The following is a 12,680-nucleotide window of genomic DNA, read 5'->3' as shown; positions in this document are numbered from 1 at the left end:
TCGATACCCCCAACGAGGTTTCAATGCGTCCCGTCCGTAAAGCCGTTTTCCCCGTCGCCGGCATGGGCACGCGCTTCCTGCCCGCCACCAAGGCGATGCCCAAGGAAATGCTGCCCGTCGTCGACAAGCCGTTGATCCAGTACGCCGTCGAAGAAGCCGTGGCCGCCGGCATCACCGACCTGATTTTCGTTACTGGTCGCAACAAGCGGGCCATCGAAGACCATTTCGACTCCGCGCCCGAACTCGAATCCGACCTCGAAAGCAAGGGCAAGCACGAGCTTCTCGCCATGGTGCGGGGCATTCTACCCGCCCACGTCAATTGCCTCTATATCCGTCAATCGGCGCCGCTGGGACTGGGCCATGCCGTGCTGTCGGCCGCGCCGGCCGTAGGCGACGAGCCGTTCGCCGTGCTGCTGGCCGATGACCTGATCGACGCCGACACGCCGGCCATGAAGCAGCTGGTCGATATCGCCATGGCCCAGAACGCCAGCGTGCTGGGGGTACAGGACGTGCCGCGCGAAGACACGCGCAAGTACGGCATCGTCGCCACCCGTGATGGCGAAGGCGATGGCCGCACCGAACGCGTCACCCACATCGTTGAAAAGCCCGATCCCGACGCCGCCCCCTCGACCCTTGCGGTGGTGGGACGCTACGTGCTGGAAGCCGCCATCTTCGATCACCTGCGTTCGACCAAGATGGGCGCCGGCAATGAGATCCAGCTGACCGACGGCATCGCCTCGATGATGCGCGAACGCGCTGTCTATGCGCACCGCTACGACGGCACGCGCTACGACTGCGGCAACAAGGCCGGGATGTTCCAGGCCACCGTGGCGCTGGGCAGGAAGTACCACGGCCTGCTGCCGGAATGACGACGAGGCGGCCGCACGGGCCGCCCGATCAATCGCTTGCGTGGGCGCGGCCAATCGGCCGCGCATGACGCGCCCGCGCCAGAGCGTCGCGATCGGCCTTGCGCAGGCGGCCCTTGGCCGACAAACGCATCAGCGTCCCCAGGGCCACCATCAACCCGATCACCTCGACCAGCGCCGCGGGAATCCACATGGTCAGGCCGCCGATGGTCTGGTCGGTCTGCGCCGACATGGCGATGGCCCGGCCGCACAGCTCGAACAAGGGATAGATATCGCTTTCGGTGAAGGCGATGACGGCGCCCGCCACCATCTGCGGCAACATGGTCAGGATCGGCGAAATCACCCGGCCGCCCGGGGTCATCGCGGCCGGCGGGGCGGGCCGGCGGTCCAGGATCAGGTTCCAGTACATGAAGCCGCTGATCACCACCGACCAGTTCATCAGGCGGTAGAGCCGCCAGTCGAGCATCGAATAGAACTGCACTGACGGGATCAGCCAGACCAGCACCAGGAACACGAACAGCGTCGGCACGAAGATCTTGTTGGTCAGCACCGCCACGGTCAGGCGGCCGGCGCCGGTGCGCAGGAAGTCACGCAGCCGGATGCGCCACGCCATCGGCAGGCCGGCGCGCATGACCTGCCCGGGAAATGCCGCCATCACCAGCAACGGCCCCAGGTGGTGCAGCACCAGATGCTGGATGCGGTGGATGAAGAACATGCGTTCGGCGTAGTAGTCCAGCCGGGTGTGCATGGACAGGTACAGCAGCACCATGCCCGTCCAGAACAGCACGCGGCGCGCGCCCGTGACGTGATGCACGCGCTGGCCGCGCACGAACAGCACGATGGCCACCAGGAAGGAGGCCACCAGCGTGGGAGAGAACTCCCAGGGTATGAGCCATTCGAGACTGTCCATGCGGGTCATCCGGAAAATGCCGACGGGGGCGTGGCGGGTTCGGGCCGGAACACGCAGCCGGGTCGATTGTAGTAGACCCGGCCGCCCCCGTACGGCTCAGAACCGGTGCGAAATGCCCGTACCGAAGCGCGAGGTGTGGGAATGGCCAGGGTCGAACTGGTTGTCCAGGGTGTAATTGGACGCGTAACCGGCGAACGCGTAGAGCGTGGTGCGCGGCGACAGGTCATACGTATACCCCAATGTCACCAATTGCGCATTGCGCGCCGTCGAACCGTCCTCCCATTTCCAGTCGGGCCGCGCCAGCGACCACTGCGCCACCACGGCGCCGTGGCCCACTGGCACGCTGGCGCCCAGCAGCCAGGCGTTGACGCTGCCGCCGCGCGCAAAGGCCGCCGGCCCCAGGTTCTGCCCCAGGCTGTCCGGATCGCCACCATCCAGCCCGACATAGCCATTGCGCTGGCGCGACCAGGCGACCGACACCTTGACGACTTCGAAATCGTAGGACGCACCAAGCTGCACCGCCCGCGGCCGCCCCGCCTGGCCCGCCGGCGGCTCGGCCAGACGCAACTGGTCCCAGGTGGCGACCGCCAGCAAGGGACCGTCCTCGTACTTCAGGCCCAGGCTCAGCGCGCGGTTGTTGGCCGCGGTCTTGAAGCGGTCGCGGCCGTCGGCGTCGAAGGAATAGCCGATGCCCGCCTGCAAGCCCTGCCAGGTGGGCGTGTAATAGTTGACTAGGTTGCTGAACTGGTAGTTGTCGGAGGCCTTGAAGGTGGCGCCCATGCCCATTTCCTTCCATGACGCCAGCTCCAGCGCGTTGCCGTAGGTCTTGCCGACCGTGTACTGGCGCCCCAGGCGCAGGTCGCCGTAGCGATCATGGGCCAGACCGACCCAGGCGCCGTAGTTGAACAGGCGGTCGTCGTCGGCGCGCTTGCCGGTGGACGGATCGAAACCGCTTTCGAGCTGGAAACGGCTGCTCCAGCCGTCGCCCAGGTCGTCGGAACCGCGCAGGCCCCACAGGGAGTCGGTCAGGCCGCCGTTGAGCAGGCCGTTGTGCGTGCCCTGGCCGGAGGTATGGGTGGTGGCCACGCCCGCGTCGACCACGCCGTAAAGCGCTACGCCCGACGCCCCGCCGGCCGCACAGGTGGCCAACGGCCAGCTGGCCGCGCCCGCCACCAGGGTGGTGGCAACAGTCGAGATTTTCATGCACATCTCCTGAACCCGGCGGCGGGCCCTCCGCCGCCGGACATATCGAATTGACTATTGCCAGCCGTAGCGACGCACCCAGATACCCTTGAGCATTTGGGTCAATACGCAGTAGCTCAGCAGGATCCCGGCCAGCCAGGGGAAATAGCTCCACGGCAACGCCTGCAGCTGGAAGTAGCCGGCCAGGGGCGAGAACGGCAGGAACAGCCCCAGCCCGACCACCATCACCGTCATCGCCATCAGCGGCCAGGCGGCGCGGCTCTGCAGGAACGGAATCTTGCGTGTGCGGATCATATGCACGATGAGCGTCTGCGACAACAGGCCTTCGACGAACCAGCCGGACTGGAACAGGGTCTGGTGCTCGGGGGCGTTGGCCTGGAACACGTACCACATGAGCGCGTAGGTGGCGATGTCGAAGATGGAGCTGATCGGGCCGAAGAACACCATGAAGCGCCCGAGTCCGGCCGGATCCCACTGCTGCGGCTTCTTGAGCAATTCCTCGTCGACATTGTCGAAGGGAATCGCGGTCTGCGAGATGTCGTACATCAGGTTCTGCAGCAGCAGGTGGATCGGCAACATCGGCAGGAACGGCAGGAAGGCGCTGGCCACCAGCACCGAGAAGACGTTGCCGAAATTGGAGCTGGCGGTCATCTTCAGGTACTTGAGCATGTTGCAGAAGGTCTTGCGGCCTTCGATCACGCCATCCTCCAGCACCATCAGGCTCTTTTCCAGCAGGATGATGTCGGCGGCCTCCTTGGAGATATCGACCGCCGAGTCCACCGAGATGCCCACATCCGCGGCGCGCAGGGCCGGCGCGTCGTTGATGCCGTCGCCCATGAAGCCGACGGTGTTGCCCTGGGCGCGCAGCATGCGCACGATGCGCTCCTTGTGCGCCGGGGTCAGGCGGGCGAACACATTGGCCTCGCGCACCGCCGCGGCCAGCCTGGCGTCGTCCATGGCCTCGATCTCGGCGCCCAGGTACACCTTGCGGACTTCGAACCCGACTTCGCGGCACACCTTCTGGGTCACCAGTTCAACGTCCCCGGTCAGGACCTTGACCTCGATCCCGGAATCGCGCAGCGCGGCCAGGGCCGGGCCAGTGGATTCCTTGGGAGGGTCGAGGAAGGCGATGTATCCGACCAGCACCAGGTCGGCCTCGTCCGCCACGCCATAGGCCTGCTGGGTGGGTGGCAGCTCGCGCACGCCCACCGCGATCACGCGCAAGCCGTCGCGGTTCAGCTCGGCCGTCACGCGACGGATATCGGCACGCCGCGCCTCGGTCAGCAGATGCACCTCGCTGCCGACCCGCAGGCGGGTGCAGACGGACAGCATTTCCTCCAGCGCGCCCTTGCAGATAAGTTCGTGGTGCTCACGCCCGTTTTCGGTTTCGCTGACCACCACCGACATGCGGCGGCGCGAGAAATCGAACGGAATCTCGTCGATCTTGCGGTAGCGGGCGGCCAGGTCCAGCTTGCGTTCGACCTCGGCGTGGCGCAGCACGGCCACGTCGAGCAGGTTCTTCAGGCCGGTCTGGTAGTAACTGTTGAGATAGGCGTAGGCCAGCACGTCGTCGCTGGTGGCGCCGTACACATCGGTGTGGCGCTCGAGCGCGATGCGGTCCTGCGTCAGCGTGCCGGTCTTGTCGGTGCACAGCACGTTCATCGCGCCCAGGTTCTGGATCGCGTCGAGCCGCTTGACCACGACCTTGCGCCGGGACATCCTGACCGCGCCCTTGGCCAGCGTGGCGGTGACGATCATCGGCAGCATCTCCGGCGTCAGGCCGACGGCGATGGCCAGCGCGAACAGCAGCGCCTCGAGCCAGTCGCCCTTGGTGAAGCCATTGATCAGCAGCACGATCGGCGCCATCACCAGCATGAAGCGGATCAGCACCCAGCTCACCCGATTGATGCCCTGCTGGAACTGCGTCGGCACGCGCGAAGCCTGGGTCACGCGCCCGGCCAGTTGGCCGAAGTAGGTGCCGGAGCCGGTCGCCACCACCAGCGCGCTGCCGGAGCCGCTGACCACGTTGGTTCCCATGAAGGCCATGTTCTCCAACTCCAGGGCGTTGCCCGTCGCGGTGCGCTGCACTGCGTACTTTTCCACCGGCAGCGACTCGCCGGTCAGGGCTGCCTGGGCCACGAACAGATCCTTGGCGCCCAGGATGCGGCAATCGGCCGGGATCATGTCGCCGGCGGAAAGCAGCACCACATCGCCGGGCACCAGTTCCGCCAGCGGCACCTCGATCTGGCGCGAACCGCAGGCGTGCAGCGTGGCGCCGAAGAAGCGGCGGGCATCGCCCTCGGCCATGCCCGCGGGGTCGCTGCGCAGCACGGTGGCGGTGTTCTGCACCATCGCCTTGAGCGCTTCCGCGGCGCGGTTGGAACGGCGTTCCTGCACGAAACGCAGCAGCGTCGAAATCGCCACCATCGAGCCGATGATGATGACGCCCTTCCACGACTGGTCGTCGGGCTCGGCCATGTACACGTCCGTGACCCAGGACAGCGAAGCCAGGCCGGTCAGCAGCAGGTTGAAGGGATTGCGGAACGATTGCCAGAGATGGGCATACCAGGTCAGCGGCTTTTCGTGGTCGACCTCATTGGCGCCGTAGCGCGCGCGGGCCTCTTCGGCCTGGACCTGGGAAAGGCCGCCGCGGCCGCTGCGGAACAGGGCGAACAGCGCGTCGAAATCCTGTTGCGCCACATCCAGCATGCGGCGGTTGGCGCGACGCGCTGCATCGGAAGTGTCGGCCGCGGCCTGCCCGCCGCCCTGCTCCAGCATGGGCGAACGCCGGAAGTGCCGGCCAGAGCGCCGCAGCCCGGCCGCGGACGAGAAAAAAGTCTTGAGGAATTTGAACATCGTAGTGTTCCCGTTATTGGTGTTGTTATGGAAGACACGGACGACAGGCGCCAGGCGCCGCGCGCGGGCAGCACGGGGCCGCGACCCGGGCGGGTCGTGGTCGCCCCGTACGGGCGTGCGCAGGCACCGGAGCGATGTTGCCGGTGTCCGGATCGCGTCGAGGCGCGCCGGGTGCGTGAAAGCGGAACGGGAAACTAGCGGGAGAACCGGGGCCGGCGGCAGTAGCGCGCGAGGAGCGGGCCTGGCCGGAGGTTCGGGGCTGCGGATTCCGTACTAGACCGGGTGACTATCCGGCCAGTCGGCTCGCAAGGGAGAAGACGGGTCAGACAGGCATGCCGGCGCCGCGCACGTGGCGCAATCGAGGCTCGGGGTCTAAGGCACTGGGCATGGTCTCTCCTGGGGGTGACGGGCGGCTTCAGGCCGCCAGCGGTTGCGCGCCGAAATGCACGTGGCGCACGGCGGGGTTGGCGCTGAGCCGACGGGCTTGCGACATCAGTTCGCCACGCAGTTCGGGCGGGCAATTGACGGTGATGCAGGCCGAAGCCAGGCCGGGGTCGCGCCCCTGGTCGATCTGCACTTGCGACACATCGAGCCCGGCGGCGCTGAAGTCCAGGCAGATCTGCTTGCGCAGGGCGCCCAGTTCATCGCGCGGGCAGATGACCGTCAGGCGCGACGTGCCGCGGCGGCGGCCCATGGCGGTGGCACGATCGACGCCGGCGCGGCGCAGGAACAAGTCGAAGAAACGCATAGCGACCTCCATTGCGTAATGGGAGCGGCTTTCGCGCATACGCGCGCACGCGAGGCACACGGCGCCAGGCGAACGGGCACGGAAAGACGTGCGCGCGCGTTGACGCTGCGACTAGCGGCGGTTCTGGCGGTTTATGTTGGGAAGAATCCCCGCAAGCCGTGGGCTTGCGCTGCTGCCCGGCACGAGACCCGGGGCGGGGGATACAACCGCAACCTGTTCAACAGGTTGCGGCAGACGGAGTTCTGCGTGGACCTGTCAAACAGCGGCGTCGATGCAAGATCGACTACTTTCGCCGGAATCGGTATTCACGAAGACTGCTCCTGGGATGGATAACGGGCAGAATTTTACGCGGGTTTCCACTGATGGACAAGGTTTGCCGGCATAAAAATTGCTTTTGCGCGCAAAAAAGGCGCGAGGCCGCGGTGCCTCGCGCCCTTGCCCGGTCACGCGTAGAAATGCCAGCCCAGATAGGCCGCGAACAGGGCATAGAAGCCGCCCACCGCCGACAAGGCCGGCACGCTCATGCCGGCGCGACGGAAACGCAGCCACAGCAGGCTGATGGACAGCATGGTGAACAGGCCGGCGGCCAGCAGCGGGCCATCGAGCAGCCAGGGCGTCAGGAAGATGCCGAGCGCGCTGGGAATGGTGGCCTGGATCATCATGGCGCCCGAGATGTTGGCCAGCGCCAGGCGCTCCTTGCCCTGGCGCACCCAGATCAGCGCGTTCATGATTTCCGGCAGTTCGGTGGCCACGGGCGCCAGCAGCAGCGCGGCTACGTGCGGCGAGGCGCCCATGGCGATGCCCAGCAGTTCGATCTGGTTGACGAACACGTGCGAGGCGCCGGCAATCACGACCAGGGCCAGCAGCGTCTGGGTCGCGGCCCAGAACATCGACGGATTGTCGTCGCGCGGGCGCAGCTTGAGCGGTTCCAGGTCCTCGCAATCGATGCAGTCCTCGTCGTTGCTCAGTTCGCGCTTGATGTACAGGCCGTAGGTGGCCAGGAACAGGATGCCGAGCCAGGGTTTCCAGGCGAAGGCCAGCAGGCCCAGGCCGACCTTGAAGACGAAGATGCCCATGAACCAGGCCTGGTCGCGGGCCAGCCGGCGCTGGTCCGCGTTGATACAGTTGGCTTGCGCGGGCTGGCCGCGGCGCGCGCGCCACAAGGCCAGGCCGACCACGGCATAGGCCAGCGTCGCCAGCACCAGCGGGCCGCCCATGGCCGCGCCGACGCCGATGTCCTTCTGTTCGGGCGTGTCGCCGAACACCACGGCCATGAAGGTCACGGCGCTTTCCGGCAAGGCGGTGCCGAAGGCGGCCAGCACCGTGCCGGTCGCGGTGGCGCCGAGCTGGAAGCGATGTCCGACCCATTCAACGCCATTGACGAAGAATTCGCAGGCGAGATAGATCACTGCCGCGGACAGGAAAAACAGGAACAGGGTGAGCAACATATAGGCGAGCCGGACGAGCAGAAACCAATTGGCGCGACGCAGCGGCTCGCCCGGCCAGGGTGAACGCTACGCGGCCAAAGGTCTCGCCTGGCTGATCCATGCGCGGGCGGACCGCAGCATGGAGACCGTTAGCGCCATGGAGTCCTGGAAACCGCAGTGCGGCACCGAACCACCAAGTCTGTTGACGCTAACTCCTTTGGGGACAAAGGATGGCTACTCCCCAATGACAGAGCCGCGATTGTAGCAGTCCGCCGGTGACAGTCCAGTGAATCCGCACGCCGCGCGCGGGAATGGCGCCGGACTGTCGCATCGGCGGCACGACGGGTAAAGTAAGTGGCACCACAGCTTCCCGCCGGGCCTTGCGCCCCTTTGCCCATGAGCCTGCCTCCCACCGATATCGCCCCCTTCGCCGCCCGCCGCCAGCGCTTGATGGACCGGATGCGCGCCGATGGCGGCGGCATCGCGATCCTGGCCACCGCGCCCGAAGCGATCCGCAACCGCGACGCCGAATACCCGTACCGGCACGACAGCGACTTTTTCTACCTGACCGGCTTCACCGAGCCCGGGGCCTGGCTGGTGCTGATCGCCGGCGCCACCGACCGCGCCCTGCTGTTCTGCCGCCCGCGCCACATCGAACACGAGATCTGGGAAGGCCGGCGCTTCGGCCCGGAAGCCGCGGCCGAGCATTTCGGCTTCGATGACGCGCACGCGCTGGACGCCCTGGACGAACTGGTGCCGCAGCTGCTGCAGGACCAGCCGACCCTGTATGCGCCGCTGGCGGGCGACAAGCGCGGCGACGGCCGCCTGCACCGCTGGCTGGCGGCCGCGCGCGAAGCCAGCCGCGGCGGCCACCAGCCGCCCGCGCGCCAGCAGGACATCCGGCCAATCCTGGCCGAGATGCGGCTGGTCAAGGACGCCAGCGAAATCGCCGCGATGCGGCGGGCCGCCAAGATCTCCGCCGGCGCCCATGCGCGCGCCATGCGGGCCACGCGCGCCGGCATGCGCGAATACGAACTGGAAGCGGAACTGCTGTACGAGTTCCGCCGGCATGGCGCCCAGGCGGTGGCCTACAACAGCATCGTGGCGGCCGGCGCCAATGCCTGCGTGCTGCACTACCCCGCGGGCGAAGCGGTGCTGCGCGACGGCGACCTGGTGCTGATCGACGCCGGCTGCGAGGTCGACAGCTATGCCAGCGACATCACCCGCACCTTTCCGGTCAACGGCCGCTACAGCGGCCCGCAGCGCGCCCTGTACGACCTGACGGTGGCGGCCCAGGAAGCGGCGGCGCAGGCCACCGCGCCCGGCCGCGGCTGGAACGACGGCCACGAAGCCGCCGTCCGCGTGCTGGCGCAGGGCATGCTGGACCTGAAACTGCTCAAGGGTTCGCTGGACGGGGTGATCGAGTCGGGCGACTACAGCCGCTTCTACATGCACCGCACCGGCCATTGGCTGGGGCTGGACGTGCACGACGTGGGCGACTACCGCCAACCGGGCGCGGCGCCCGGCGCCGAACGCCCGTGGCGCACGCTGGAGACCGGCATGATGCTGACGATCGAGCCCGGCATCTATGTGCGCCCGGCCGACGACGTGCCCGAGGCCTACTGGAATATCGGCATCCGCACCGAGGACGACGCGCTGGTGACGGACGAAGGCTGCGAGCTGATCACGCGCGGCGTGCCGGTGCAGGCTGGCGAGATCGAGGCGCTGATGCGCGAATGATGGCGCGGGCGGGCGCCGCGCCAGGCCCGCCCGCGGGGGGCCGGGGGGATCTGCCCATTACGGGGGACCTGCCTACAGGTGTCTACAGGGTCAGGCCGTCCAGCCAGCCCATCGCCACCCAGACGTAGACCACCACCATCGCGATGGCGAACATGGACACGGTGGCGCCGACCAGGCAGGCCAGGATGGCGACCAGCACCGGCCCCCAGCCGGTCTTGCGGGATGGCGGCAGCCCGGGGTTGTAGAGGCGGTCGAACTTCTCGTCGGGCATCAGCGAGAACACCGCGCTCTCGATGAAACCGTCGATCATGGGAATGAACAGCAGGAAGAAGGCCGGGTTGTCGTACCAGACCGGGAAATAGCGGAACGCACAGAACAGGCTGAGCAGCGCCAGCACGGTCACCAGCCAGGCATGGCGCCGGCCCAGGTACCACCAGTGCGCCCCGAGCCAGCCGAACAGGCAGGCCAGCAGGCCGACGGCGACCTTGCCGCGCGGACGGCGCGGGATTGCGGCGGACAGCGAAGATGAAGCCTGGAGCTGCGTCATGTCAATCAACCTGTGCAGGGGGCGCGCACGCCAAGCCGCGCCGGCAGACCCGGATTGTAGTGGACGGGTAAAATCCCGGCATGACTATCTCCGCCTTCGACATTGCGATTCTCGGCGCCGGCCCCGTGGGGCGTGTCCTGGCGTTGATGCTGGCGCGCGTGGCGCCGGACCCGTCCCGCATCGCCCTGCTGCAGGGCGCGTCGCCGGCGCCCGTCACGCCGGCCGCCGCCGTGCCCGCGGCCGATCCGCGCGTGCTGGCCATGAACCACGGCAGCCGCGTGCTGCTGGAATCGCTGCACGCCTGGCCCGCCAAGGCGGCGGACATCCTCAACATCCACGTCTCGCAGCGCGGCCGGCTCGGCCGCAGCGTGATCCGCAATACCGATTTCGACGTGCCGCAGCTGGGCTGCGTGGTCGCCTACTCGGCGCTGCACGCCCGCCTCGAAGAATGCGTGGCCGCCAGCGGCGTCACGCTGCTGTCCGGGCCGCCGGCCGTGGTGGACGGCCAGGATGCCGACGGCGTGCGCATCAGCCAGGGCGATGCCGCGCTGAGCTGCCGCATCGCCGTGCAGTCCGACGGCGCCGGGGGCAGCGACGTGCGCCGCGAATACGGCCAGCACGCCCTGCTGACCACCGCCCACGCCAGCCTGCCGCGCCGCGGCTGGGCCTGGGAGCGCTTCACCACCGAAGGACCGCTGGCGTTGCTGCCGCACCCGCAGACGCCGGACGCCTATTCGGTGGTCTGGTGCAGCGCGCCCGAGCGCGCGGCCGAGCTGGCGGCGCTGGACAACACCGCCTTCTCGCAGGCGCTGAGCACGGCCTTTGGCGACCGCCTGGGTCGTCTGAGCTGCCAGGCGCCGCGCCATGTCTTCCCGCTGGCGCTGAGCGCGCGCCGCGCCCTGGTGCAGGGCCGCGTGGCCGTGATCGGCAATGCGGCGCAGACCCTGCACCCCGTGGCGGGACAGGGGCTCAACCTGGGGCTGCGGGACGCCGCCAGGCTGGCCCAGTCCCTGGGCGGCTGGCTGGCCCAGCCAAACGCCACCCCCCACCCCGCGCTGCACGACTTCGCCCGCGCGCGCCAGGTCGACCGGGTCATCACCGCCGGGGTCACCGACCTGATGCCGCGCATCTTCGCCACCGGCCTGGCGCCGGTCGAACACGCCTGTGGCCTGGCATTGCTGGGCCTGGACTTGGCCGCGCCCCTGCGCGCGCCGCTGGCGCGCCATCTGCTGCAGGGTTTCCGGGCCTGATCTCGCCCTTTTTTTGCCCGCCTGTTACCAAGTGGTTGCGGAGCAAAAAATGGGGGTTCGATCGAGCCGGTTAAAATGTGACCATGCGCATCGGCCCGTGGACTCTTCCCAACAACGTTCTGGTCGCGCCCATGGCGGGCGTGACGGATCGTCCTTTCCGACAGCTCTGCAAGAAATTGGGGGCCGGTTACGCCGTGTCGGAAATGGCCGCCAGCAACCCCAAGCTGTGGGACAGCGTCAAGACCTCGCGTCGCCTGAACCACGACGGCGAGATCGCGCCCATTTCAGTGCAGATCGCCGGCGCCGACCCGGCCATGATGGCCGAAGCGGCCGTGTTCAATGCCAACAAGGGCGCGCGCATCATCGACATCAACATGGGCTGCCCCGTGAAGAAGGTCTGCAATGTGGCCTCGGGTTCGGCCCTGCTGCGCCACGAAGACCTGATCGCCCGCATCCTGGACGCCGTGGTCGAGGCCTGCGCGCCGCTGGGGGTCCCCGTGACCCTCAAGACCCGCACCGGCTGGGACCGCGACAGCCGCAACGCGCTGCGGGTGGCCAGGCTGGCCGAAAATGCCGGCATCGCCGCCCTGACGCTGCACGGGCGCACCCGCGCCGACCTCTATACGGGCGAGGCGGAATATGACACTATCCGCGCCGTCCGCGCCGAGCTGAAAATCCCGCTGATCGCCAATGGCGATATCGACTCCCCCGAAAAAGCCAAACGCGTCCTGGATTACACTGGCGCCGATGCGGTCATGATCGGCCGGGCGGCCCAGGGCCGTCCCTGGATTTTCCGCGAAGTCGACCACTACCTGCGCACGGGCGAAACACTGGCCCCTCCCGGCTATGGGGAAATGCGCGAACTGCTGCTCGAACATCTCGACGACCACTACCGCTTCTATGGCGAACACACCGGCGTACGCACGGCGCGCAAGCACATAGGGTGGTATCTGGACGGCCTGCCGGACGCGGACTCGTTCCGCGACCGCATGAACCTGATCGACAACACCCGCGACCAGTGGCGGGCGGTGTCGGATTGGTTCCTCAATCTTTCCCGCGACGGCAACCCCAACCCGGCGCCTGTCGCGAAAGCCCTGCTGGCGGCATGACCGCCTCAACACCAACATAAAAAT

Annotated in this window: 10 protein-coding genes and 1 riboswitch; of the genes, 4 read left to right on the top strand and 6 right to left on the bottom strand. The window is 67.8% G+C overall.

Going from position 1 to position 12,680, the window contains the following annotated elements; translation table 11 throughout:
- Positions 1-23 precede the first annotated feature (23 nt).
- Positions 24-869, top strand: a complete 846-nt coding sequence (gene galU / locus AC6CR5_RS25710) for a UTP--glucose-1-phosphate uridylyltransferase GalU (protein ID WP_024067870.1) — start codon at positions 24-26, stop codon at positions 867-869.
- Between the two features lie 28 nt (positions 870-897).
- Here the strand turns inward: galU and AC6CR5_RS25705 are convergent, their stop codons facing one another.
- The 5 genes from AC6CR5_RS25705 to AC6CR5_RS25685 form a co-directional block, all read right to left on the bottom strand.
- Positions 898-1,785, bottom strand: a complete 888-nt coding sequence (locus AC6CR5_RS25705; RefSeq protein ID WP_006389002.1) for a cytochrome c oxidase assembly protein — start codon at positions 1,783-1,785, stop codon at positions 898-900.
- 87 nt (positions 1,786-1,872) lie between these two features.
- A complete protein-coding gene (locus AC6CR5_RS25700) occupies positions 1,873-2,979 on the bottom strand; it encodes a porin (protein WP_054472863.1) in 1,107 nt (368 codons plus the stop codon).
- Between the two features lie 54 nt (positions 2,980-3,033).
- The gene (mgtA, locus tag AC6CR5_RS25695) at positions 3,034-5,835 is read right to left on the bottom strand and encodes a magnesium-translocating P-type ATPase (protein WP_110059927.1); all 2,802 of its coding nucleotides are present in this window, start codon (positions 5,833-5,835) and stop codon (positions 3,034-3,036) included.
- A 415-nt stretch (positions 5,836-6,250) separates the two neighbouring features.
- The gene (locus AC6CR5_RS25690) at positions 6,251-6,583 is read right to left on the bottom strand and encodes a hypothetical protein (protein ID WP_006388999.1); all 333 of its coding nucleotides are present in this window, start codon (positions 6,581-6,583) and stop codon (positions 6,251-6,253) included.
- A gap of 443 nt (positions 6,584-7,026) precedes the next feature.
- Positions 7,027-8,031, bottom strand: a complete 1,005-nt coding sequence (locus tag AC6CR5_RS25685; RefSeq protein WP_006388998.1) for a sodium:calcium antiporter — start codon at positions 8,029-8,031, stop codon at positions 7,027-7,029.
- Between the two features lie 78 nt (positions 8,032-8,109).
- Positions 8,110-8,272: riboswitch (yybP-ykoY riboswitch) on the bottom strand.
- A 134-nt stretch (positions 8,273-8,406) separates the two neighbouring features.
- On the opposite strand from AC6CR5_RS25685, the gene AC6CR5_RS25680 reads away from it, so the two are divergent.
- Positions 8,407-9,750 (top strand): aminopeptidase P N-terminal domain-containing protein, encoded by a 1,344-nt coding sequence (locus AC6CR5_RS25680; RefSeq protein WP_020924982.1) that lies wholly within the window; start codon positions 8,407-8,409, stop codon positions 9,748-9,750.
- Between the two features lie 82 nt (positions 9,751-9,832).
- Here AC6CR5_RS25680 and AC6CR5_RS25675 read toward each other — a convergent pair whose 3' ends face one another.
- Entirely contained in the window at positions 9,833-10,297 is a 465-nt protein-coding gene (locus AC6CR5_RS25675; protein WP_006384591.1) for a TM2 domain-containing protein, read from the bottom strand.
- Positions 10,298-10,377: 80 nt separating this feature from the next.
- Here AC6CR5_RS25675 and AC6CR5_RS25670 point away from each other — a divergent pair, with 80 nt between their 5' ends.
- Both AC6CR5_RS25670 and dusB read left to right on the top strand, forming a co-directional pair.
- Positions 10,378-11,547 carry a UbiH/UbiF/VisC/COQ6 family ubiquinone biosynthesis hydroxylase gene (locus AC6CR5_RS25670; RefSeq protein ID WP_054516682.1) on the top strand — a complete coding sequence of 390 codons (1,170 nt, stop codon included), beginning with the start codon at positions 10,378-10,380 and terminating at the stop codon, positions 11,545-11,547.
- Between the two features lie 83 nt (positions 11,548-11,630).
- Positions 11,631-12,656, top strand: a complete 1,026-nt coding sequence (gene dusB, locus AC6CR5_RS25665) for a tRNA dihydrouridine synthase DusB (protein ID WP_035199573.1) — start codon at positions 11,631-11,633, stop codon at positions 12,654-12,656.
- Positions 12,657-12,680: the final 24 nt, after the last annotated feature.

This window comes from Achromobacter sp. EG18 (assembly GCF_059759395.1).
Note: the sequence above shows the minus strand (reverse complement) of the source record. Positions and strands in the feature narration are given on the sequence as shown.

Coding starts and splice junctions, on each gene's coding strand:
- galU (WP_024067870.1), top strand. CDS start 24: ATGCGTCCCGTCCGTAAAGCCGTTTTCCCCGTCGCCGGCATGGGCACG.
- AC6CR5_RS25705 (WP_006389002.1), bottom strand. CDS start 1,785: ATGACCCGCATGGACAGTCTCGAATGGCTCATACCCTGGGAGTTCTCT.
- AC6CR5_RS25700 (WP_054472863.1), bottom strand. CDS start 2,979: ATGAAAATCTCGACTGTTGCCACCACCCTGGTGGCGGGCGCGGCCAGC.
- mgtA (WP_110059927.1), bottom strand. CDS start 5,835: ATGTTCAAATTCCTCAAGACTTTTTTCTCGTCCGCGGCCGGGCTGCGG.
- AC6CR5_RS25690 (WP_006388999.1), bottom strand. CDS start 6,583: ATGCGTTTCTTCGACTTGTTCCTGCGCCGCGCCGGCGTCGATCGTGCC.
- AC6CR5_RS25685 (WP_006388998.1), bottom strand. CDS start 8,031: ATGTTGCTCACCCTGTTCCTGTTTTTCCTGTCCGCGGCAGTGATCTAT.
- AC6CR5_RS25680 (WP_020924982.1), top strand. CDS start 8,407: ATGAGCCTGCCTCCCACCGATATCGCCCCCTTCGCCGCCCGCCGCCAG.
- AC6CR5_RS25675 (WP_006384591.1), bottom strand. CDS start 10,297: ATGACGCAGCTCCAGGCTTCATCTTCGCTGTCCGCCGCAATCCCGCGC.
- AC6CR5_RS25670 (WP_054516682.1), top strand. CDS start 10,378: ATGACTATCTCCGCCTTCGACATTGCGATTCTCGGCGCCGGCCCCGTG.
- dusB (WP_035199573.1), top strand. CDS start 11,631: ATGCGCATCGGCCCGTGGACTCTTCCCAACAACGTTCTGGTCGCGCCC.